The following is a 23,571-nucleotide window of genomic DNA, read 5'->3' as shown; positions in this document are numbered from 1 at the left end:
TATGGATTTGGTTATGATGCTAATTGCCCATATCTTACCCAAAATCGAGGTTTTTGTCGTCGAATACCACACAAGTTGGTATAGCTAAAACTATTCATAACAAAGCACCAGATTTTTGGGCTGGGGTGGTAGATGAGGGATAGGTTGTAGTGAGTTGAAGCTGCATGAGCCAATACAGTATGAGCACCCCAATGACAAATGACGCACTTATATAAGTGCGTCATTTGTCATTGGGGCATAGTTGCGATTATTCGACGGTATTGGAATCAATGGATAATTGTGATTTCATCATCCGCGTGTCCTCTTGAACCTAACTGGTTAATCACGATAAAGCCCTCGTTGCGTAACTCATCCAAAGCTCGCTTGTAACGAGTATCAAGAGTGTTCTTCTTTACGTTTTTTTGAGGGGGGAAGCATTTCATGCGTAACTCTTCCCTTGTACAACAACCACCAAACTCTTCACGTAGCACTGTTAATACTGGGCTATTTTTTCCGTCAGTTTGGTTCTTGACTGTCGCCGGATTAACGATTGCCAATGAGGTTATTGGCTCGTTCTCTTCACAGACTATGCCTAAGTCAATGGTTTCAAATTCAAAGCTATAGTCTGGAGTTACCTCAGCATCTTTCTGTTTGTTATTAATAAAAGTACTGAATTTTGTCTTTCCATTGCGCTTTAGTTGAAACTCATAGTCACATGCCCCGATTAGAGCTGAGCTTCCACGAGAGCCTTTGGATTCGTCCTTACCTGTGTGATGAATACACATGATGCTAGCATCGATTTCATTGCGGACTTTATCGCAACCTCGTACGAAATCTTGCATTGCTGATACCTGATTTTCATCTCCAGTGAAGCATCGAGAAAGTGTATCAACAACGATAAGCTTGATTTTTGCATTTTCACGGCATTCCATATCCTTAAGTGCCTCAATGAGTTCTAATCGGGAGCTTTTCTCTGAAAAGTGCACGCTTTTGGGGTGTACTTTTATGTTCACAGCTTTATTACCATGGACATTCTCTACTGCTTTAATTCGACGAGAAATACCCTGCTGACCCTCAGCAGCAATGTAGACAACAATACCTTCGCTTACTAACTTGCCTTGCCATCTGGCCCCTGTAGCAATGTGGTATGCGATATCAATAGCTAGGAAGCTCTTCAATGAACTTGATTTACCATAGATAACGCCAAAAGAGGACGTAGGGAAAAAGTCTTTTACAAGCCAGCTTTGAGGGGAGTCGAAACCATCGGAGCCGCAGAAAAAGGCAAGGTTTCCATACTTTATGGCTAGTGAATCGAGAGAATTAGAAGTATTTGCTATGTTCATTTTGTTTTGCTTTCTTTTGAGTGCTAACTCTCATAGAGATCATGTAACTAGGTGAGAGTGCAGGTATTGTTTGAGAATGGTGAACCTTCCCAAAGTGCAGGCGAAAGGTTCACTCGGCTTTCCAATATGGGGTTGAGCGATGGTTAATGGTTTCTAGTGCATGTAAGGAAGTACAGAAGCTGTATGTGATGTATCGATCATGTTTACAATAGGCGCGAGTATCGCTGGGCTGTATTGGTAGCTATACCTGTCGAATGATTCAGAGTTATGTAAGTGACCTACGATGCATTCAACGATCTCCTTGGATACACCTTTTTGCTTTAACTCGTTGATGAATGTGTGACGAAATGAGTGAGCATCAAGACCCTTACCCAAGCCTAGTTTTTCACGACGACGAGCAAACCACTTAGAAGCATTGTTTGAGTAGTATCCTTTGACTAGAGGTAGTTCGGGAAATAGGCGACCATTCTTTTTTTGTTTTACAAAAGACAAGAACCCTTTACTTTTCAATTCATTGTGAATAGGTACAACGCGGAACGATGATTGGGTCTTTACTCGCTGACCATCAAACTCTTGACGCACCAAGATACAATCAACCCCATCAACTTCTTGAATATCTGCGGCCTCAAGCTGGCATGCTTCGTTGAGTCTTAATCCGCTGTAACGCAGCATTAGGGGGATCCAATAGTAGTACGGGTGGTAGTACTTATGCTCCGTATAGTCTCGCATCGAAAATATCTTGTTGAGATGTTCCTCACAAAAAGGAAAGCGTTGTTTTTCCGTAAGGTCTTTACCTATTCTTAGTTTATAGAATACGTTGTCATTAACATGGCCATGGCTTTGAGCCCAGTTCAAGAAACTAGAAAACTTTTGGACATATCCTTTTTTGGTCGAGTAGCTGATGACCTCATAAGGTTTTTTCAATGCTTGGTTTGCGACAATGAGGTCAAAGCCAGTTAGTCCCTTTAGCTCTTTTCGAGCCTCAGAATTTTTCGGAAGTAAAGTGAGTGCTTCGCTGATGCATTCTGCTCCCTCGCGGTCGAGTTCATTTAGATCGGTGAAATCACAAAAATGCAGAATTTTAGTTAGGATACGATGGTCTCCATCTATGGTTTTCGTACTAGAACTTTTCACTTTATGGCGAGATTTAGTATATCGAGCAAGGATCTCAAAAGATGTGATGACCTCGATTATCTTATGGCTTTTGGGAGTAGGGCGCTGAAGTCCTAGCGCCGCAATGTTTGGGTTAACGCTTTGGTGTTGACGATTTGTGGTTGTTGAATGATTCATGGAACTTTCCTGTGTAGTCCGTAAGTTTCCATTCAATCTAAAGGGAAGGCTCACGCCGGAATAGCGAATATTTTGTCACTCACATAAAGTCATACTCGATTAGGATGCTAATAGTCAAAGTTTTTTTAAACTCATGATTAGTTTGGCTTTATTTTAAAATCTCACCTTTTTTCAGCGAATGAAGTTTTTTTTAATGGGCGTGGATTCACGCCCAAAACAGCTAGTCATGCAAACTTTTACTGATATATTTTTTTGTATGTGGGGTAAGTTTTTATGCGTAAACCAGTAGTAGAATTAAGCTGAATAAAGCAAAACATACCTTTAGTGTGCGAAGGCGAACTTTAATTCAAGTTAGCCACAGAGTGATTCAAGGGTTTGGCAGTTGACGCCTCTATGGCGAACTTTAATTCAAGTTAGCCACAGTGATTTAAAGGTTTTGGTACCTTCAGACCTTTTCAATAAGTAATCAATAGGTTGAATGAGGTTAATTACTTCGTGTAAATGAGATACTGACAGCTCTTTACCATAACGATCGTAGGTAATGTTATTCGATGCATGACCAAGTATCGATCCTGCCGTAACGTGGGAGACTTGCTCGCGTTTGAGCTGTGTGGCGACAGTGTGGCGGAAGGAGTGAAAGTCATGACCTCTGCCAAAACCAAGCTTGGTTTTAAATCGCCCGTACCACTTGGAAGCAGCGCTGCCAAACCCATCGCGAGAGTTTTTTAGTTCTGGGAATACGCGCTCATGTTCAAATGAAGATAGATAATCAATAAATCCAAGCTCTAGTAGTTGTCGATGAACTGGAATGATACGGCGACTTGTCAAGCTTTTGAGTTTCTGTCCCTCGTAATTGTCATCAATCTGAATCACCCAAATTCCGCCTTGCTGGTAAATGTCGGTTTTGTAGAGTTGGCAAAGCTCGTTAAGCCTCGCACCTGTAAAGTAAGCTAAGAGAGGAAGCCAATAGTAGTAAGCGTGTTTGAATCGTCGCTTAGTGTGGATCTCGGTACTAAAGATTTTTTGCAAGTCAGCCGTTGTGTATGCATTCTTCGCTTCGCTATCTTTGCGTTGCTTGCGGAAGCGAATTGCTTTAAACGGGTTGATATCAGTAAATTCGTTTAAATGACACCATTCAAAGAACCCAGACGTTTTTTGACAATAATCTTTTATGGATTCTTCACTAAGGGTCGGCATGTTGAGGCTTTGATTGAGTTCAATGGCCTGTCTTGCAGATACATTTATGAACTCATTCTTTTTCTTCATATTAACTGGGTATTGCCGCAAGAGCTGCACTGCATCCTCTGCATCACGTCGACGAATAGTCTGGAGGTTAGTTTTTCCAACTAAGTCTAGAACGGTTTGGCATTTAGCTTTAAGCATTCCAACTGCTTTTGGCGATATATGCTGAGCTTTATAGAGACAAAAGCGCTCTAGTATCTTTTCTGGGGATAGTGGCTCCGCTTGCTTTGGAGTCGTCGATGGTTTTTCTGTGTCTTGGAAGATGGGTTTTATTTGGCTCGATGCTTTAGTCGCAGTTGGTGAGGCAATGGTGCGACGAACCTCCAGCTCAAGCTCTAGCGCTAAGACAATTGCCCTATTCCTGTCTGCTGTCTTGAGCGAACGTTTGAGTTCTCGAAGCCCATTAAATAAGTGTCGATGTTCAGAGGGGATCTGATAGCGAAACTGCCAAATGCCAGATTTTGAGATAGATAAATAGCGCATGTTTTAGTACCAAAATGTAGTACAAACAGCCTAATATCGAAGTTCTAGATACAAAAAAGGCGGTAAATCAGTGACTTACCGCCCTTTCCAAACGTTTGGTGGAGCTGGCGGGAGTTGAACCCGCGTCCAGAAACCATTCATCATTGGTACTACATGCTTAGTCGATCTTTAAATTCACCACCAACCTGCGAACCGACACGCTAGTTAATGGCTAACCTGAATTATAATTCGCCGTTCATCTCTCAGGTGGGAAAATCCGGGCTAGCGCGTTTGGGTTTGATCTCTCGTTGGTCCCCGTCTTACGTGCGGAAGCTAGGGCGAGAGAGCTCTGAGCAGGTTATTAAGCTGCTAGTGCGTAGTTTTCGTCGTTTGCGACTATTTTTTTGCGGCTTTTTACGTGGCCAACCGCCCCACGGCATGCACCTCAGACTGCAAAATTCCTGTCGAATCCTAAATCAGCCCCAAAGTGTTCTTCGCATGTTACCAGAAAAGCTTAGCCTGTCTAGCACTGCGGAGTTTAACTGGTCAGTTTTAGCGCAAATTACTCTTCATGATTCGCGCTTTATCACGTGCCCAATCTTTTTCTTTTAAATCAGCACGTTTGTCGTGAAGCTTTTTACCTTTCGCGACGCCTACTTTGATCTTAGCCCAAGAGCGCGACCAATACATAGTCGTAGCAACTAGCGTCATGCCGTCACGGTTAACGAGACCAATAAGCTTGTCCAGTTCGCGGCGGTGCAAGAGCAGTTTGCGCACGCGTGTTGGCTCCGCAACAATGTGAGTTGATGCTTGGTTAAGCGGAATGATTGACATGCCGCTGATGTAAGCTTGGCCATCACGTAGGAAAACGTAGCTCTCAGCGATATTGGCTTTGCCTGAGCGTAGGGATTTAACTTCCCAGCCTTGTAGCTCGATACCAGCTTCGATCTCGTCCTGAATGTGAAATTCGTGGCGAGCTTTCTTGTTCTGAGCGATGGTATTGCTACCCGCTTTATTCTTTGAATTCTTCTTTACCATAGTGGCGTCATTATACGGCTTGTTTTTGTGTTAAGGAAAGGGTTTTATTCGCCAAGGTTTTGTTTTGTGTGAGCTTGCGTTACCTCCCTATTCTAGTAGGGTGTGAGCGTGCGACTTGAGCTAACAGCTGCTTAACAGTAGAATCGGAGGCAACCTTTTAGTTTGGGGAGTTTTTATGCAACAAGTGACTCGCTCAGCACTCGTGATGTTTAGTGCTGATCAAATGTTTAACTTGGTCAATGATGTCGCCAGTTATCCTGATTTTTTGCCGGGCTGTTCAGGTTCTCGAGTATTAGAGGCGACCAACTCAGCGATGGTTGCGTCGGTTGACGTCTCTAAGGCAGGGATCAGTAAAACATTTACTACCGCGAATACTTTAGTGCATGGAAGCGAAATCTTGATGGAGCTGGTTGACGGTCCTTTTAAGATGCTTAAGGGCGTTTGGTCTTTCATTCCACTTGATGATCAAGCCTGCAAAGTTGAGCTTAAGCTTGAGTTTGAGTTTTCGAGCAAAATGATTGAACTCGCTTTTGGAAAGATCTTCCACGATGTAACGAGCAACATGGTCAACGCGTTTACTAAGCGTGCCAAAGAGGTTTACACCTATGAGTGCTGATTCGCAGCTAATCCACGTTGAGGTGGTTTATGCATTGCCTCAAGAGCAGCGTGTTTTTCAGTTGGTGGTAAACCACGAATCGACGGTAGAAGAGATCATTCAAAAGTCGGGGGTTCTAGCGGTTTACCCAGAGATAGACCTGTCTGAAAACAAAGTCGGCGTGTTTAGTCGAAATGTTAAACTTGATGCGACGGTCAGAGATAAGGATCGAATCGAGATTTATCGTCCATTGCTTGCCGACCCTAAAGAGATCAGACGTAAACGCGCAGAACAGGCGAAGAACTCAGGCAAAGCCGATCCAGTCACGGGCGGAAAGCCATCTCCGCTTCGGAAGAAAGATTCTGAGACAAGCTAAGAAATTACTACTTTCTGAACATTAAAAAAGCTCGCCTAGGCGAGCTTTTGTGAATCCAATAAGGTTAGTTGAGCGCGTCGAAAAAGTTGTCGCTCGCCTCATAGTCTCCTGAAATCGCTGCGAGTGTGCCACTGCCATCAAAGTTGACGATAAGGTTTTGTTGAACCGGGTCATCGTGACCTTTGGTCGCGTGGTAGATGTAGTACCACGTATTTGGATAACCATTTTCAATCAGCATAGGCGAGCCTAGAACGAAGCGAACTTGTTCTTTAGTCATGCCATAGCGCAGTTGGTCTACCGCATTTTGCTCAACGAAGTTGCCTTGGTTGATGTCAATGCGATAAACGATTTTTTCTATTACTGAACATCCTGTCAGCACACTAAGTGCTAGTGGTAATGCAAGTAACCACTTCTTTAATTGCATAGCTCTAATTTACAACGTCGATTTTTGAAACTGCAAAGATAATAAACAAGGATGAGCCAGAAGTAAAAACTTGTCTGCTCTAGATAGGGCTATTGGCGCTCGTTTTATGAGTTGAGCAGCAATCCTTGGTTAATTTTCCCGGTTTAGGGAACTATCTCCACCTAACGTAATCATGCTGCGATCAGTAGCTCCTTAGCATTGGCCAGTGTTGAGTCGGTGATTTGGCTGCCACCAAGCAAACGAGCCAATTCACTGATGCGTTCCTGCTCATTCAAGTTAAGCATGTTCGTTTCTGTCTTGTTGGCTTTTGTAGTTTTAGTAACAAACAGTTGCTGATGACCGTGACCCGCAACCTGTGGCAGGTGGGTAACACACAGTACTTGAGTCGACTCACCAAGCTTGCGTAGCATTTTACCCACGACCGCTGCGGTAGGGCCGCTGATACCCACATCCACTTCATCAAAAATAAGACTCGGCGTATCGACTTTTTGTGCGGTAATAACCTGAATTGCAAGAGAGATTCGTGAAAGCTCACCACCTGACGCCACTTTGGCAATAGGCTGCATCGGTTGACCTGGGTTGGTCGACACTAGGAACACGACGTTATCCATACCGGTTGGAGAAGGGTGCTCAGGCTGGAAGGAGACTTCAATAGCGAACTTCGCTTTCTCCATACTAAGCTCATGCATACTTTGAGAAATAAGCTTATTAAGCTCTTTTGCATAGCGCCCGCGTGACTTATTGAGCTTTTCACTGGCTCTTACATAGGCTTCAAAGTGGGCGGCAACTTCTTGTTCCATCTCTGCGAGTTTCTCATCAGAGCAATCAAGAGCCTCAATTTGTGCCAGCAGATCTTGATGATGCTGATAGAGCTCCTCGGGCATAACATGATGCTTACGGGCGAGAGACATGATTTTGGAAAAACGCTCCTCAACATAAGCCATGCGCTCGGGGTCGACATCAATTTTGTCTAAATAGTTTCGAAGCTCAGTATTGGCCTCTTCAATTTGAATGATCGCTTCTTCAATCATGTTAGGTAGTGGAGCTAGACTTGAATCTAGCTCAGCAAGTTGCAAAAGTTTACTACTCGCCGTTTGAAGCATAGCCAGTGCGTTGACTTCATCGCCTTCATAAATAATGTCGATTGCTTGCTGGCAGGTGACGGCAAGCTCACCGCTGTTTGATAGACGCTTATGTTCTTGTTCAAGCTCAGGAAACTCTTCTTCACCGATAGCAAGTTCATTGAGTTCCTTGATTTGATATTCAAGAAGCTGAAGCTGAGCTAAGTTATTGGCGCTGTTTTCTTTTAACTGATTGAGAGCAATGTCGGCGCTTCTCCAAGTTTGGTATTTGGAGCGGACTTGCTTGAGCAGTGCTGTATGTCCTGCGTATTGATCGAGCAGACTCAACTGGTAGTCACTTTTCATCAGCTGATGGTGGGCATGTTGACCGTGAATATTGATGAGCAGTTGTCCCAATGCTTTAAGCTGCGACAAGGGGACCGGGCTGCCATTGATAAAGGCGCGTGAGCGTCCTTCTTTGGTAATCGTGCGGCGCAAAATACATTCAGTGCCATCAAACAGGTCATTGTCTTCGAGCCAGCGCGTTGCTTGCTGGTTATTCTCAATCGCAAATGCAGCGGTAACCTCGGTTTTGTCTTCACCGGCGCGGACCGCACCCGCATCCGCTCTGCCGCCAAGACAAAGACCGAGAGCATCTATCGCAATGGATTTACCTGCGCCAGTTTCGCCAGTGATGGTTGTCATACCTGTACAAAGTTCTAACTGCAGCGATTTTACGATAGCAAAATTATTAACACTTAGATGAGACAGCATTTTAATTACCTGTTTAAATGAACATTACTGTATGTAAATTCAGTATATACTGTTTCTTTATACAGTAAAGTTGTACAGGTAAATTTTTATGTGACACGACGCACTGTTGTAAGTTTTTTGAGCAGAAAGGACGTCGAGAAGAAGAAAAAAAGCCTCAACGGTGATGTTGAGGCTATCTATATGATTGTTCTAAAACAGTTTACTAGACCAACCGAGCTTGTTCCTGAGAACATGGTAATAGCTATAGTCCTTAGGATGGATGAGCTTGAGTATGTTTGGGCTCTGATAGATGTGAATCTCGTCACCAGGAGAGACGGGCAGCGAGATTTGTCCATCACAGCTCACCTCTTGCGTTCCTCGGTTGTCAGGAGAGACAACGAGCTTTATGCGACAATTTCCATCAACTACAAGCGGGCGGCTCGATAGCGTATGTGGGAACATGGGCACCAAAGAGATGGCATTGAGCTGAGAAGATAGGATTGGACCACCACCTGAGAGGGAATACGCGGTAGACCCTGTTGGTGTTGATACGATGAGACCATCAGAGCGCAAGCTGAAAGCAAAGGAGTCGTCGATATAGACCTCAAACTCAATCATGTGCGCCACTTGTCCGGGGTGGAGGACTGCCTCATTTAAGGCGGCGTTGTGGCTTTTGATTTGACCGTGCCTGTGGATCTCTGCTTCGAGCAAGAAGCGTTTCTCCTCCAAGTATTCACCCTGAAGTACCGCTTCTAACGCCGTCTCAAATCCCTCAGGGTTAAGATCCGTTAGGAAGCCGAGGTTGCCGCGGTTAACGCCGATAACAGCAACGTCAAAACGCGATAGTACTCTGGCAGCACCAAGCATGTTTCCATCGCCACCAACAACAATAGCGAGATCTGCTTCGCGACCAATTCGCACTAGGCTGAAAAAATGTTGTCTTGGAATATCGACCAGAATGTCGATTAACCTGTCATCCACCAAGACCTTATAGCCTTTAGAGGTTAGCCATTGAAACAACTCTTTATGGGTTTGAATGGCTTGTTGGGCTCGAGGTTTGCCTATGATGGCGATCACCTCAAAAGGTTTTTTCATATCACTTCCAAACTATTAGTGCTTGAATCACAAATCTTCATCCCCATAATATACCCAAAGTATGTATATATGCAGTGTTTGGTGCGATTTTGTTCCTAAGAATTGTGGGTGAGTCGTATTATGCATTGCCTTGAATCGAGTATTCCGGAGAGACCATGAGCAACGAAGAAAACAAGGTAAATCAAGAAGAGCTAAACACCCAAGAAGCGGAAGCAAAACAGGAAGATGCAGAAGTGGTTGGTTCTGACGCTGACGTGGAATGGAACGAAGAATCCGAGCAAGACATTCAAGAAGCTAAAATTGCTCAGCTAGAAGCAGCCCTGCTATCTAGCGAAGCGAAAGTAAAAGAGCAGCAAGATTCTGTTCTTCGTGCGAAAGCTGACGTTGAGAACATGCGTCGTCGTACAGAGCAAGAAATTGATAAAGCTCGTAAGTACGCGCTTAACAAGTTTGCTGAAGAACTATTGCCAGTGATTGATAACCTTGAGCGTGCTATCGCAGCGGCAGATGCAGAAAACGAAGTGGTTAAGCCGATCGTTGAGGGCGTTGAAATGACGCACAAGACGTTTGTTGATGTTGTGGCTAAGTTCGGCCTTAAAGAGATCAACCCAGAAGGTGAAGCGTTTAATCCTGAACAACACCAAGCGATGTCTATTCAGGAAAGTGCTGACCACGAGCCAAACACCGTCATGTTTGTTATGCAAAAGGGTTATGAACTCAACGGACGCGTCATCCGACCAGCTATGGTTATGGTGTCAAAATAACAGAAAGTTTCTAGGGGTTGACACTAGAGGTTTATCCCAGCAATTTTCCCAAATCTATAAAATGAAGCCTTATGGGCTTCATTTTTTTTGGTTTAATAATCTAGTCTTTCTCATAAAAACAGAGTTGTAAACTTTAAAATTTGGATAACGAAATGTAAAATTTATGCTTTCATTCTGGCTTTAGATCTGTAATATCCCCTGAGCTTTCTATAAATAAGAAAGCAAATAACTATAAAAACGCAGGGACTAAACACAACATTCTGGAGTTTATGAATGAATAAATCACTATCCCAAAAGATCTTTATAGGTCTATTTGCTGGCCTTTTGATTGGTACGGCGATTCAATACTTGTTCGCAGGTGTTAGCATTTTTGACCAATACCTATTAGGTTTGGCAGAAGGCGTTGGCGGCATGTTTGTCTCACTCATCAAGCTTTTAGTTGTACCGCTGGTCTACGTATCTATCGTATGCGGTATTGTAGAACTTAAAGACATCAACTCTTTCGGTCGCCTTGGCGGCAAAACTTTTGCGCTTTATATTCTTAACACCGTTATTGCGATCACCTTTGCTCTAGCGATTGGTATGATTGTTCAACCAGGTGCTGGTGCTAACTTAGGCGGCACGGTTGCAGAAGCGGTGGAGATCACCTCTACCACGACACCAGACATCTTCTCGATGATCACGAACATTGTCCCAAGCAACCCAATTCAAGCGTTTGCAAATGGCGACATGCTACAAATTATCTTTATGGCGATCCTAACAGGTCTGGCGATCCAAGCCCTGGATAAGAAAGGTGGTCCGGCAATCAATGCATTCAAAGTCGCTAATGACGTGATGATGAAGCTAATCGGTCTTGTCATGAGCCTAGCTCCGTACGGTGTATTCGCACTTATGATTCAGCTTGGCGCAACGCTAAATGCTAATACATTGGCATCCGTAGCTGGTTATGTTGCCTTGGTGGTTGGTATCCTTGTGCTATGGATCTTCGTTGTGTACCCAATCATGGTCGGCGCAACAACTAAGATGACGCCAGCACAGTTTATTCGCGCGACTCGTGAGCAGGTGCTGTTCTCACTATCAACAGCAAGCTCTAACGCGACGATTCCTGTAACTATGCGCACTCTGACAGACAAGATTGGTGTCTCTAAATCTGTAGCAGGTTTTGGTGTTCCACTGGGCGCGACCATGAACATGGCAGGCGCTTCTATCTACATCGCTATCGCGACGATTTTCATTGCCAATGCCTTTGGTCAGCCAATCCAAATGGGCGATCTGTTTACTCTAGGCTTTACAGTATTGCTTCTTTCTATCGGTGCTGGTGGCGTCCCAGGCGGTGGTGTCGTGATGATTGGTGTTATCCTTCATCAACTAGGTTTGCCACCAGAGGGTTTGGCGATTGTTGCTGCCGTTGACCGTATTAACGATATGTTCTGTACAAGCTCTAACGTAGTAGGTGATACCGCCGTGAACACGATTGTAGCGGGTAGCGAAGGCGAGCTTGGTGCGCCAGAAGCTCAAGAGAGCGAAGCGACACTCGCTGAGAGTCGTGCTTAATCGCCAAAAAAATCATTAGAGAAGAAAAGCGGAGCCCATTTGGCTCCGCTTCAGACTGCTGACAAAGGTCTAGCTTTCGAGCCAGACCTTTGATCTAATAGGAGTATCGAAATATGGATACTCCGATATGCTTCAAGAACCTTCTCCTCAGCAATACGAACTTGAAATGGTCACTATGGAACAGCTTGTTCCACAAAATCATCTCGTACGAAAAATTGATAATGCCATCGACTTTGAATTCATCAGAGACGAAGTGGCACATCTATACTGCAAAAGATAACGGCCGCCCGCCCGTAGACCCTGTTCGTTTATTCAAAATCATTCTGCTTGGCTACCTATTCGGCATCAAAAGTGAGCGCCAACTGGTCAAAGAAATTGAAGTGAACGTCGCCTATCGTTGGTTCTTGCGAATGTCACTGACCGAAAAAGTTATCCATGCTTCGACGTTAAGCCAGAACCGAATTCGACGCTTCAATGGTACTGAAGTCTTTGAGCGCATCTTCAATAACATAGTGCTTCAAGCGATGGAGAAAGGCTTAGTCGCAGGACAGGAGCTCTTCACTGACAGTACACACCTTAAAGCCAATGCTAACAAGAACAAGCACATGAATCGTCTGCGCCCAGTTAGTGCAGGCGCTTATCTTGATATGCTGAATGAAGATGTGGCCGCAGACCGAGAAGCCGAAGGTAAAAATCCATTCAAGGAGACGCCACCAAAGACAGACGTCAAAAACACCAAAGTCAGCACCACCGACCCTGAAAGTGGCTTCATGACCCGGGACAATAAGCCTCAAGGCTTCTTCTATCTTGACCACCGAACCGTGGATGGCAAGCACGGTATAATCATAGACACATACGCAACACCGGGGAATGTGAATGACTCACAGCCCTATATCCGTCGTCTCGACCACACGCTAGAGCAGTTCAACCTCAACCCCATCGCAGTTGGTATCGATGCAGGTTACTTCACAGCGCCTGTTGCTGAATCACTCGAGCGCCGCAGTCTATTAGGTGTGTTCGGGTATCGCCGCCCATCAAGAACTAAGAACAAATTTAAGAAGAAAGACTTCAAATACCAAAAAAGAGACCGATACCTATCGCTGTCCAGAAGGGCAGGAGCTCGTCTATAAAACCACAACACGCGCAGGCTATCGCTCATACGCTTCCGACCCGAAGCAATGTGCGTTTTGCCCCGTTCGGGACGACTGCACCAAGAGTGAAAACATGCAGAAGGTCATAACGCGTCACCTCTACAGCGAGGCGGTGGAGCGAGCCAATCAAATGCGACTCTCTTGCTACGGAAAAAGACGTATCGGAGGCGAAGTGAAACGGTAGAACGAAGCTTCGCCGATGCAAAACAACACCATGGTCACCGTTACGCGCGCTACCGTGGTCTCGCAAAAGTGCAGATGCAATGTTGGTTAGCCGCTGCCGCTCAAAACATCAAGAAGATAGCGTTGGTGGTGAGCTATCTGCGAAAAAATGGGCTTAAATAGGGCAGAAATACGTCAAATACTGGCCTCTGTATGCCGGTTTAGGCTCAACTCACTTCAGAGCGCTATCTAACAAAAAATATCGCGATCGCGGCCTATGGCCGCTCAGAAAAAAGAACCCCGCTTGAAAAAGCGGGGTTCGTCAGCAATCTGAAGCGGAGCCCATTTGGCTCCGCTTTTTTATTTCTCAAACACTTGGCGTAGCTTGAATAACGTCCAAGGTAGGCGGTGATGCCCCATCGGAGAAGAAAAAACTTAAAATTTTTTCACTTTTTCCCTTGAAAAGCATTTTGACGCCCTTATCTAAGGGTCATACAGAAAACAAACCTATTGCGAGCGGACAATTTGTCGGCTCTCAGCCTCACACTGAGGCAGCAAACGAAACAATAGAATTATTCGGAGATAGCCTGATGGGTAAAATCATTGGTATTGACTTAGGTACTACTAACTCTTGTGTTGCTGTTCTAGACGGCGACAAACCACGCGTAATCGAAAATGCTGAAGGTGAGCGTACAACCGCATCGGTTATCGCTTACACAGATGGCGAGACGCTAGTTGGTCAACCTGCAAAACGTCAAGCAGTTACAAACCCAGAGAACACGCTATTTGCTATTAAGCGTCTTATCGGTCGTCGTTTTGAAGACGAAGAAGTTCAGCGTGACATCGAAATCATGCCTTACAAAATCGTTAAGGCTGACAACGGTGATGCATGGGTAGAAGCAAAAGGCCAGCAAATGGCTGCTCCTCAAGTATCTGCTGAAGTACTTAAGAAGATGAAGAAAACTGCTGAAGATTTCCTAGGTGAGGAAGTCACTGGCGCAGTTATCACAGTTCCTGCTTACTTTAACGATGCACAGCGTCAAGCAACGAAAGATGCTGGTCGTATCGCAGGTCTAGAAGTTAAACGTATCATCAACGAACCAACAGCAGCGGCACTTGCTTACGGTCTTGACAAGAAAGGCGGCGACCGCACTATCGCAGTTTACGACCTTGGTGGTGGTACATTCGATATCTCTATCATCGAGATTGACGAAGTTGAAGGTGAGAAAACATTTGAAGTTCTAGCAACTAACGGTGACACGCACCTTGGTGGTGAAGACTTCGATAACCGCATGATCAACTACCTAGTTGAAGAGTTCAAGAAAGAGCAAGGCATCGATCTTAAGAACGACCCACTAGCAATGCAGCGTGTTAAAGAAGCAGCAGAAAAAGCGAAAATCGAGCTTTCTTCTACTTCTCAAACGGACGTAAACCTACCTTACGTGACTGCAGATGCAACTGGTCCTAAGCACATGAACGTAAAAGTGACTCGTGCGAAACTAGAATCTCTAGTTGAAGACCTAGTACAACGTTCTCTTGAGCCACTAAAAGTTGCTCTAGCAGATGCTGACCTATCAGTAAGCGACATCAACGACGTAATCCTAGTTGGTGGTCAAACTCGTATGCCTATGGTTCAAGCGAAAGTGGCTGAGTTCTTCGGTAAAGAAGCTCGCCGTGACGTGAACCCAGACGAAGCAGTAGCAATGGGTGCTGCAGTTCAAGGTGGTGTACTAGCGGGTGATGTGAAAGACGTACTTCTACTAGACGTTACTCCTCTGTCTCTAGGTATCGAGACTATGGGCGGCGTAATGACTAAGCTTGTTGAGAAGAACACCACTATCCCAACGAAAGCGAACCAAGTTTTCTCTACAGCAGAAGACAACCAGAGCGCGGTAACCATCCACGTTCTTCAAGGTGAGCGTAAGCAAGCGATGTACAACAAGTCTCTAGGTCAATTCAACCTAGAAGGCATTCAAGCGGCACCTCGTGGTATGCCTCAAATCGAAGTGACTTTCGACCTAGATGCGGACGGTATCCTACACGTATCTGCGAAAGACAAGTCGACAGGTAAAGAGCAGAAGATCACTATCCAAGCGTCTGGCGGTCTGAGCGATGAAGACATCGAGAAAATGGTACAAGAAGCAGAAGCTAACAAAGAAGCGGACAAGAAGTTCGAAGAGCTAGCGACTGCACGTAACCAAGCAGACCAAATGATTCACGGTACTCGTAAGCAAGTAGAAGAAGCTGGTGAAGCACTACCTGCAGAAGAGAAAGAGAAGATCGAAGCGGCAATCACTGAGCTAGAAGAAGCTCGTAAAGGTGAAGACAAAGAAGCGATTGACGCGAAAGTTCAAGCGCTAATGGCAGCAGCTCAGAAGCTAATGGAAATCGCACAGCAACAAGCTCAAGCACAAGGTGCAGGCGCTGAAGCTGGCGAACAGCCTAAGCAAGACGACGATGTTGTTGATGCTGAGTTCGAAGAAGTAAAAGACGAGAAAAAATAATTCTCGTCGCTAGAAGACCCAATCTCGGCGTCGGTGATGCTCATTTGCCCTTTCTCTTAGAAGAGTAGGTAAACTGAGCGTCATCTCCTTGAGCTTGAGCCTTCTAGCTTAGAGAATTCAGTGAACTGGATTCTCGAAAAGTGATTTATGCGGGCGTTTGGGGTAACCTTTACGCCCGCAAATTTGTAAACAGTGAGTTTACGAGAGTCATGTCGCTCTAGATAAGGACACCAATCTTTATCTAGAACGATACAATCCCCAAACAGCGTCGGGCTGTTTGTCGAAGTAATTGGTAACAAGCAATATGTCAAAACGTGATTTTTACGAAGTATTAGGCGTTGATCGTGACGCATCAGAGCGCGACATCAAGAAGGCGTATAAACGTCTTGCGATGAAGTATCACCCAGATAGAAACCAAGGTGATGAGACGGCGGCTGAGAAGTTTAAAGAAGTAAAAGAAGCGTACGAGATCCTAACTGAGCCTCAAAAGAAAGCGGCGTATGACCAATACGGTCACGCAGCCTTTGAACAAGGTGGCATGGGTGGCGGCGGCTTCGGCGGCGGCGGTGCTGATTTCGGTGACATCTTCGGTGACGTATTTGGTGATATCTTTGGTGGCGGTCGTCGTGGCGGCGGTGGCCATCGTGCACAGCGCGGTGCAGACTTGCGATACAACATGGAGCTAACGCTAGAAGAAGCGGTTCGCGGTATTTCAAAAGAGATTGAAGTCCCAACACTGGTGGAGTGTGAGACGTGTGACGGCTCTGGCTCGAAGAAAGGCTCTTCACCTCAAACGTGTGGCACCTGTCATGGTCACGGCCAGGTTCAAATGCGCCAAGGCTTCTTTGCGGTTCAGCAAACCTGTCCGACTTGTAGCGGTACCGGTAAGATCATTAAAGACCCGTGTAACAGCTGTCATGGTCAAGGCCGCGTACAGAAGACGAAGACACTTAACGTTAAGATCCCTGCTGGCGTCGATACTGGTGATCGTATTCGTCTATCTGGCGAAGGCGAAGCGGGAGAGCATGGTGCACCAGCAGGTGACTTGTATGTACAAGTACACGTGAAAGAGCACCACATCTTTGAGCGTGAAGGCAACAACCTATACTGTGAAGTGCCAGTGAGCTTTGCTCAAGCAGCACTGGGCGGCGAAGTGGAAGTTCCAACACTAGACGGTCGTGTAAGCCTGAAAGTGCCAGAAGAGACCCAGACAGGTCGTATGTTCCGCATGCGTGGCAAAGGCGTGAAAGGCGTTCGTGGCGGCGGAGTGGGTGACCTCATCGTTAAGCTGGTGGTAGAGACGCCTGTTAAGCTAAGCGCACGTCAGAAAGAGCTACTGCATGAGTTTGAAGAGTCATGTGGCGGTGAAGCAGCGAACACGCACAAGCCTAAGTCAGAAGGTTTCTTCAATGGTGTGAAGAAGTTTTTTGATGATCTAACGAGCTAGCTCTTAACTCGTTTATGATTTAATCAACAGCCCGCGATAACTCAAGTTATCGCGGGCTGTTTACATTTCGGGCACGAATAAAGTAATGGTGTGCGCTACCAGCAATCGATAGGTGATACATTGCCTTTGGAGTCGATGGTCATTGCCTTATCAGCATCAAGGCAGGTATCGTCGGTTTGTCGCGTCGTCGCTTGTGCGATGGCTTTGATGGTGTAAGTCGCTGCGGCACTGCTGACAACCTCAAATTGGTAACGATCGAGTGACGACTCGCACACCGAACAAACCCCTCCAGAAATCACAGCTTCAAACTGATAGCCTGCATTGTAAGTACGCTCTAACTCGAGCTGCATCTCCAGCAGGTCACCTAGGGCTACCAATCTATAGCTTTCCCTAATGTGTTGGTGATAATTGGGATAAGCGATTGAGGTTAAGATCCCTAGTATGGTTAAGGCGATCAATAACTCGATCAGTGTCAAACCTAGTTGCCTGTGATTACCTTGTTTGCATCGCATTCTATTAAGTCAATCCAACTGCCTATTTTAAAAGACTTTTCCAGTTTTGCCCGCTGCTAGGATTAAGGCAAGTAGATCGGATTGTTTGTTATTTGTTTCATAGGTATTTGGGAAATGGTTCGCGGCTTTACCTTTTTAGAATTGATCATCACCATCGTTGTCTCTGGCATTATTTTAATGGCAATGGTGCCAGCGTTTACCAATACCGCTAAGGCTAACAAAGTAGAGCGAGCAGTTTTAGAACTCTACGGCATCATTGTGCAGACACAAGCAGAATCCATACTGCGCAATCAACCGCTTTGGCTGCATTTTGAAGGGTTACCTGAGGGCGCTTCAAATGGTGATTGGAGCGCCGTTGTAGCCAACAGCGAGAGCTTAAACAGTGCAGATACGGATAGGTTGTTTACGCTCTCTGGCGTGCCCTTTGACGGCGTTACGCTAGAGGTCAACTTCAATGGAGAGCAACTTAAGATTGACCACATTACAGGTGCGGTTCGAGCGGCGGGCAATATCACTATAAAACCTTATCCCCAGAGTGAGGGCTTCGCCAAAATCGTGACAGATGCGAGCTCTGGTCGGGTACGTGCCTGTCAACATGGCGCTGAGTTTGGTTTGGGGGCTTGCTAAGGTGAGAAGGCAAAAAGGCATTGCTCTTATTGAGATGCTGGTTGCATCAGCGGTAGGCATTCTGCTGATATCCCTTGTCGGTTCCCTCTATGTTTCCGTGCAAAATCACGCTTCGCAGCGATCTCAACTGCTGCTTTTGAATCAAGCGTTGGCAACCACGGCAAGGCGGATTCAAAACGACATGATTCGAGCAGGCCACGATGGCGTCAAAGATGAGAGCTTAGTGGCTTTGGGGTCATCAGGAACCATTTTTATCTCTCAGAGTGGCTCAGTTGCTCAATATGCGTATCGAGATGATAGAGGTCAGGCACCGCTGGAAAACGTGGTTTGGCAACACGACTGGCAAAGGGGAAGGCTAGCGATATGCCGAGAGAAAACCAGTGTTGCCAGTGGCGCTAAGGCGACGTCATTCTCACAAGCTTCTGGTTGCACGTCCATATTTGAGCCAAACCTCATTCATGTTGCTTCGTTTTCCTTACAGAGCCATTTAGTCGCGAGTGATAACGCCTCCCATCAGTTTATTGATATGACCATCGAAGCGCAGCTACGACAAAACGAGGACATTTCCAGCACGCTCACTCGACAGTTTTTAGTGAGGAATGGGCAATGATGAAGCAGTCGGGAGTCGTCACCCTAATGACTACAGGGCTGTTACTGGTCGTTGGACTCATTGTCACAATGGGCGCTTATAGAGCTGCACTCTACGAGATAAAACGTGCGCAAAATGAAGTCGAGTCGAGAAAAGCCTACTGGCAGGCTGAAGGGGGAGTTGAATGTGGGGTAGCACAGTTTATCCCAACATTAACGATGCCAGAGAGCGTAACCACATGCGATGCTGGTATAGAGATTGTCCCTAGTTTTACTTTGGACGAATCGACGCAAGAGATCATCCTTTCTGCTAAAGCGGGGTCTCATGTGGTGAGTCGACGTTTTATCCCTTCAAGCTCCAACCTGCAGTCTGGTGCGCTGCAAAGTAGTGGAAGCTTTGTGGCAAAGAGTGCTGTGAATATCACCACACCGGACCCTGGCTCAAAACTTGAAGATGGAAAGTGGGATTGTACGGCTGTGAGGTTTGGTGGACGATTTACCGCTAACGCATCGATTACCAATAGTGGTGTCGTTCATGGCAATTTGCCTTATCAGGACTTTGTGCACAATGAGAAAGACTGTGTTGAGAAAACAATAGTGAATGGCAGTTGTTCGTCTGACTCGCAGCCTCAATGCCTGTTAAGTGATTTCAAGAAAGATTCGGAGCTTAACATCTTCAAGGATTTTTTCGGTGTCGAGCCTCAGTATCATGATTCTGTGAGAGACAGTGGGGATTTCCATATTATTGATTTAACAGGAGAGGAGCTTGGGGCAAAAAACTGTGGTGCAGCGCTCATTGAGCAGCTCGAGGCGGATGCACGAAAACTCTGGGTTGAAGGTTCATGCGTTATCTCTTCTACAGAGCTTGCCGCAATAAAGTCGGCACTCAACCCTACAGGACTGAAGAAAAAAGCAATCACTCTAGTCGTACATGATGGGCTTTTTGCGCTTCAAGGCGCAGCGACGCTCGATGGCGTGGTTTTTCATTTTAATTATGACTTTTCACCATCTGAAGAAGCCTGGAAAACGCTCGATCTAGCGGATAGCGCGGTGGCTCATTTTCCTGATGACTATGGTTTAGCCGCGTATTACCAGGGCGGAAGTTTTAGCATCACTGGTGGTGTCTTTTTTGATTACCCCGACTCAAGCCATGTTTCTCTATTTAGAGATTCACTTTCCTTTCACTACAATCGAGATGTCATTCGCCAAGCACAAGCCACCACCTCTCTATTTACCTGGAAAAAGGGAGCATGGCGTGACTTCTAATCAGCGTGGTTTTAGTTTAATGGAGGTGATGATTGCCATGTGTCTCGTTGGAGTCGGAGCGCTAGGACTGGTCAAAATGCAAACCTTCATCGAACAGCGCTCCGATTATGCCTACAGCAGTATTCAGGCTCTTGGTTTGGCAGAGGCAAAGTTGGAGTGGTTTCGTACTCGAGGCGCAAACAGCGCAGACTCCTCTATGGTTGTCGCAGACTTTGACGCCGATATTATTGATGGCTCAGAGCTACGCGCTCCCTATTTTCTGACCTGGACAGTACCCGCAGTCACCATGGATGGGAATGTCAAAACCGTTGTCGTGAATGTGTCTTGGAGCGATAGGCTAGGGCAATCACAAAACCTATCGTTAACGACGCAGATCTCTCGTTTTAGTGAATTTGATTAACATTCAGAGCATCGCAACGGGTTGTCAGACCTTCGAATTATTGGAATCGTTCTCTCTGTGCGATTTCTAATATCAACTATCTGTTTTCATTGCACATTACCCTCTTACCAATAGCGCTTGCCAAGTGATACACAGCCTCAGCTTTTAGAATGCGGTTAAATTATAAGCTATCTTTATATCATCGGGCATTTTGCGTGCTAGTTAGATAATTGTTTTGCTATTGTGCTAATTGTTGTTGGTTAAATGTTATGATAATCGGTAATTTTTGCAAAATAAGTCTACAAATATGGAAAAAGTTCCAAATTATCTACTCTTTTCATGTTTTTTAAATAGAATGGTCACGCAGATTTTATGTCACAGTGAAACTTGCCTTGAGATTCACAAATAACAACATCACACACACGGAGTTACCATGAGTAACCAATCGATTAATCAAGCGCCACCTCCAAAGCCGACTGGAATGGATCGCTTTTTAAACTTTATTGAGAAAGCGGGTAACAAGATCCCAGATCCTGCTATCTTATTTTTCTGGGCTCTCGTTATTGTTTGGGTTGCATCAGCACTTTTATCAAATGTCAGTTTCGACCTGATTAACCCACGTACAGACGCGCCATTAGAAGTAACTAACCTTCTAACGGGTCAAGCTCTGGCTAGTTTCCTTGCTAACATGGTCACAACCTTCACAGGTTTTGCGCCTCTAGGTATCGTATTGGTTGCGATGCTAGGTGTTGGTGTTGCTGATTCTTCAGGCTTCATCACTACTGGTCTTAAGAAGATGCTGAACTTCACGCCAGCGAAACTTCTAACACCTATGCTGATTCTTGTTGCTATCGTTTCTCACACAGCAGCGGATGCAGGCTATGTTCTAGTTATTCCTCTAGGTGGTATCATTTTCCACGCGGCAGGTCGTCACCCACTTGCGGGTATTGCAGCAGCGTTTGCTGGTGTATCAGGCGGCTTCTCTGCAAACTTCATCCCATCTGGTATTGACCCACTACTTGCTGGTTTCACGCAAACATCTGCGCAGGTTCTAGACCCAGAATACATTGTTAACCCACTAGCAAACATCTTCTTCACAGGTCTCTCTTCTGTGATCATCGTTGCTATCGGTTGGTATGTTACTGAGAAAATCATTGAGCCACGCCTAGCGAACACGCCAATTGATGAAGATGCAGAAGAAGCACCAGATCTAGGTACGTTCACTGAAACTGAATCTAAAGCGTTCCGCGCGGCAGGTTGGGCTATGATGGCGGGTATTGCACTGCTTATTGCTGCAATCATTCCAGAATCATCAGCACTTCGCTCTCCAGAAGGTGAGATCACAGCGTTCTCTGCACCACTAATGCAGTCTATCGTTCCACTTATCTTCATCCTGTTTATCATCCCTGGCTACGTATACGGTCGTGTATCTGGCACGTTTAAGAACAGTGACGATGTTATTAAAGCGATGGGTACGACCATGTCTACCATGGGCGCATACATTGTAATGTCGTTCTTCTGTGCACAGTTCCTTGCGGCGTTTGGTCAGTCAAACATCGGTACTATGCTGGCACTTTACGGTGCAGAAGGTCTGAAAGCGATGAACCTGCCAGGTCAGGCAACGATCGTTGGTATGATTCTGCTAACTGCATTTGTTAACCTACTGGTTGGCTCTGCATCAGCGAAGTGGGCACTGATTGGTCCAATCCTAGTTCCAATGCTAATGGCTGTTGGTATCTCTCCTGAGCTATCTCAAGCAGCTTACCGTGTTGGTGACTCTGTATCGAACATCATCTCACCTCTAATGGTATTCTTCCCACTGGTGGTGGTTTACTGCCAACGCTACGTGAAGTCTACTGGTATCGGTACGCTAGCTTCTCTAATGATGCCATTCTCAATCGCAATGCTGATTGGTTGGACTATCTTCTTGCTAGCTTACTGGGCTCTAGGTATCCCACTAGGTATCCAAGCGCCATACACTTACACTATGTAAGTTGTAATAAGAGACTAAAAAAGCCCGCCAGGTATGATTGCCTTGGCGGGCTTTTTGTTTTGTCGCTCTCGGTTTTAGTTTCTCAAGCTGAAAACTAGTCTTTTAAGAATCCGGCGTGAAAGCGTAAGTGATCATCGATGAAGCTTTGGATAAAGAAGTAGCTGTGATCGTAGCCTGGCTGCATGCGAAGTTTTACATCACTGCCTGAGCTTTCCGCCGCCGCTAGTAGCAGTTCAGGCTTGAGTTGCTCTTGCAAGAAGCCGTCATCCTCACCTTGATCGACTAGGATAGGCAGTGTGGCTTGTGCAGCCTTCAGTAACTCAACACTGTCGTACTGTTTCCAATCCTCGGTGTTGCTACCTAGATAATGGCTCAGCGCTTTTTGGCCCCAAGGGCAGTTCATTGGATTGCTGATCGGACTAAATGCAGAGATAGAACGGTAGCGGTCACTGTTCTTAAGACCAATAGTCAGTGCGCCGTGTCCACCCATACTATGTCCAGAGATAGAGCGAACGCTAGTTACAGGGAAGTGCTCTTCGACTAGCTTTGGCAATTCCTCTACGATGTAGCTGTACATCTGATAGTGTTCATCCCAAGGAGCTTGAGTGGCATTCACATAGAAGCCAGCACCGAGACCAAAATCGTAGGCACCGTCTGGGTCATCTGGCACGCCTTCTCCACGAGGACTTGTATCCGGTGCAACGATGGCAATACCAAGCTTAGCAGCAGCGCGAAACGCGCCTGCTTTTTGCATGAAATTCTCATCTGTACAGGTTAAGCCTGATAGCCAATAAAGCACTGGAACTGGATTGTCGGCACTCGCCTCTGGCGGTAAGTAAATTGCAAAGCGCATCGAGCAATTTAGAGCGCTTGAGGTATGTTGGTATTGCTTATGCCAGCCGCCAAATACTTTTGCTTGGCTGAGGTTTTCTATTGTCATTCTATCAACCTAAATGAAAGAAGGGC

The 23,571-nt window shown here is 45.8% G+C and carries 20 protein-coding genes, 1 other RNA gene and 1 pseudogene; 12 read left to right on the top strand and 10 right to left on the bottom strand.

Translation table 11 applies throughout. The features are described from left to right. Positions 1-266: 266 nt before the first annotated feature. The 5 genes from AC6I8U_RS12935 to smpB all read right to left on the bottom strand — a co-directional run bounded on the left by AC6I8U_RS12935 (position 267) and on the right by smpB (position 5,354). Positions 267-1,322, bottom strand: coding sequence for a helicase RepA family protein (locus tag AC6I8U_RS12935; protein WP_498017099.1), 1,056 nt, complete (start codon positions 1,320-1,322; stop codon positions 267-269). Between the two features lie 153 nt (positions 1,323-1,475). After that, entirely contained in the window at positions 1,476-2,612 is a 1,137-nt protein-coding gene (locus AC6I8U_RS12930) for a site-specific integrase (protein WP_498017098.1), read from the bottom strand. A gap of 408 nt (positions 2,613-3,020) precedes the next feature. Then, a complete protein-coding gene (locus tag AC6I8U_RS12925; RefSeq protein ID WP_498017097.1) occupies positions 3,021-4,337 on the bottom strand; it encodes a tyrosine-type recombinase/integrase in 1,317 nt (438 codons plus the stop codon). A 96-nt stretch (positions 4,338-4,433) separates the two neighbouring features. Next, positions 4,434-4,800, bottom strand: a transfer-messenger RNA (tmRNA) gene (gene ssrA / locus AC6I8U_RS12920). A 68-nt stretch (positions 4,801-4,868) separates the two neighbouring features. Further along, positions 4,869-5,354 carry an SsrA-binding protein SmpB gene (gene smpB, locus AC6I8U_RS12915; protein ID WP_112460957.1) on the bottom strand — a complete coding sequence of 162 codons (486 nt, stop codon included), beginning with the start codon at positions 5,352-5,354 and terminating at the stop codon, positions 4,869-4,871. A 175-nt stretch (positions 5,355-5,529) separates the two neighbouring features. On the opposite strand from smpB, the gene AC6I8U_RS12910 reads away from it, so the two are divergent. Both AC6I8U_RS12910 and AC6I8U_RS12905 read left to right on the top strand, forming a co-directional pair. Next, entirely contained in the window at positions 5,530-5,970 is a 441-nt protein-coding gene (locus AC6I8U_RS12910; RefSeq protein ID WP_042476294.1) for an SRPBCC family protein, read from the top strand. Further along, complete coding sequence (locus AC6I8U_RS12905) at positions 5,960-6,325, top strand: RnfH family protein (RefSeq protein WP_234494417.1); 366 nt, start codon at positions 5,960-5,962, stop codon at positions 6,323-6,325. Before AC6I8U_RS12910 ends, AC6I8U_RS12905 begins: the two co-directional genes overlap by 11 nt. Before the next feature lie 64 nt (positions 6,326-6,389). Here the strand turns inward: AC6I8U_RS12905 and bamE are convergent, their stop codons facing one another. The 3 genes from bamE to nadK all read right to left on the bottom strand — a co-directional run bounded on the left by bamE (position 6,390) and on the right by nadK (position 9,658). Further along, complete coding sequence (bamE, locus tag AC6I8U_RS12900; protein ID WP_128647870.1) at positions 6,390-6,749, bottom strand: outer membrane protein assembly factor BamE; 360 nt, start codon at positions 6,747-6,749, stop codon at positions 6,390-6,392. 170 nt (positions 6,750-6,919) lie between these two features. Then, positions 6,920-8,584: a DNA repair protein RecN gene (recN, locus tag AC6I8U_RS12895; protein WP_498017096.1), complete on the bottom strand. Its 1,665-nt coding sequence runs from the start codon at positions 8,582-8,584 to the stop codon at positions 6,920-6,922. Between the two features lie 189 nt (positions 8,585-8,773). Further along, positions 8,774-9,658, bottom strand: a complete 885-nt coding sequence (nadK, locus tag AC6I8U_RS12890; protein ID WP_042476304.1) for an NAD(+) kinase — start codon at positions 9,656-9,658, stop codon at positions 8,774-8,776. Between the two features lie 155 nt (positions 9,659-9,813). Between nadK and grpE the strand changes: the two genes are divergently transcribed. The 5 genes and pseudogenes from grpE (at position 9,814) to dnaJ (ending at position 17,240) form a co-directional block, all read left to right on the top strand. Continuing rightward, the gene (gene grpE, locus AC6I8U_RS12885; RefSeq protein ID WP_042476307.1) at positions 9,814-10,422 is read left to right on the top strand and encodes a nucleotide exchange factor GrpE; all 609 of its coding nucleotides are present in this window, start codon (positions 9,814-9,816) and stop codon (positions 10,420-10,422) included. 273 nt (positions 10,423-10,695) lie between these two features. Further along, a complete protein-coding gene (locus AC6I8U_RS12880; RefSeq protein ID WP_234494414.1) occupies positions 10,696-11,976 on the top strand; it encodes a dicarboxylate/amino acid:cation symporter in 1,281 nt (426 codons plus the stop codon). A 127-nt stretch (positions 11,977-12,103) separates the two neighbouring features. Further along, positions 12,104-13,542: pseudogene (locus tag AC6I8U_RS12875) on the top strand (IS1182 family transposase). A gap of 337 nt (positions 13,543-13,879) precedes the next feature. After that, positions 13,880-15,793, top strand: coding sequence for a molecular chaperone DnaK (gene dnaK / locus AC6I8U_RS12870; RefSeq protein ID WP_112478604.1), 1,914 nt, complete (start codon positions 13,880-13,882; stop codon positions 15,791-15,793). A gap of 304 nt (positions 15,794-16,097) precedes the next feature. Then, complete coding sequence (dnaJ, locus tag AC6I8U_RS12865; protein WP_042476312.1) at positions 16,098-17,240, top strand: molecular chaperone DnaJ; 1,143 nt, start codon at positions 16,098-16,100, stop codon at positions 17,238-17,240. 95 nt (positions 17,241-17,335) lie between these two features. On the opposite strand, the gene AC6I8U_RS12860 is transcribed toward dnaJ, so the two are convergent. Further along, a complete protein-coding gene (locus AC6I8U_RS12860) occupies positions 17,336-17,716 on the bottom strand; it encodes a type IV pilin protein (protein ID WP_498017095.1) in 381 nt (126 codons plus the stop codon). A 150-nt stretch (positions 17,717-17,866) separates the two neighbouring features. On the opposite strand from AC6I8U_RS12860, the gene AC6I8U_RS12855 reads away from it, so the two are divergent. The 5 genes from AC6I8U_RS12855 (at position 17,867) to AC6I8U_RS12835 (ending at position 22,605) form a co-directional block, all read left to right on the top strand. Beyond that, positions 17,867-18,379: a GspH/FimT family pseudopilin gene (locus AC6I8U_RS12855; protein ID WP_498017094.1), complete on the top strand. Its 513-nt coding sequence runs from the start codon at positions 17,867-17,869 to the stop codon at positions 18,377-18,379. Then, positions 18,348-18,989 (top strand): PilW family protein, encoded by a 642-nt coding sequence (locus AC6I8U_RS12850; protein WP_498017093.1) that lies wholly within the window; start codon positions 18,348-18,350, stop codon positions 18,987-18,989. Before AC6I8U_RS12855 ends, AC6I8U_RS12850 begins: the two co-directional genes overlap by 32 nt. Continuing rightward, positions 18,986-20,233, top strand: coding sequence for a hypothetical protein (locus AC6I8U_RS12845; protein ID WP_498017092.1), 1,248 nt, complete (start codon positions 18,986-18,988; stop codon positions 20,231-20,233). The genes AC6I8U_RS12850 and AC6I8U_RS12845 overlap by 4 nt, the downstream gene beginning before the upstream one ends. Continuing rightward, entirely contained in the window at positions 20,223-20,633 is a 411-nt protein-coding gene (locus tag AC6I8U_RS12840) for a type IV pilus modification PilV family protein (RefSeq protein WP_498017091.1), read from the top strand. Before AC6I8U_RS12845 ends, AC6I8U_RS12840 begins: the two co-directional genes overlap by 11 nt. Positions 20,634-21,045: 412 nt before the next feature. Continuing rightward, entirely contained in the window at positions 21,046-22,605 is a 1,560-nt protein-coding gene (locus AC6I8U_RS12835) for an AbgT family transporter (RefSeq protein WP_498017090.1), read from the top strand. A gap of 94 nt (positions 22,606-22,699) precedes the next feature. On the opposite strand, the gene fghA is transcribed toward AC6I8U_RS12835, so the two are convergent. After that, positions 22,700-23,545, bottom strand: coding sequence for an S-formylglutathione hydrolase (gene fghA / locus AC6I8U_RS12830; protein ID WP_498017089.1), 846 nt, complete (start codon positions 23,543-23,545; stop codon positions 22,700-22,702). Positions 23,546-23,571 lie beyond the last annotated feature (26 nt).

The sequence above is a fragment of the Vibrio sp. KUL80 genome (genome assembly GCF_059725495.1).
This window is presented reverse-complemented; position numbering and strand designations above follow the sequence as displayed.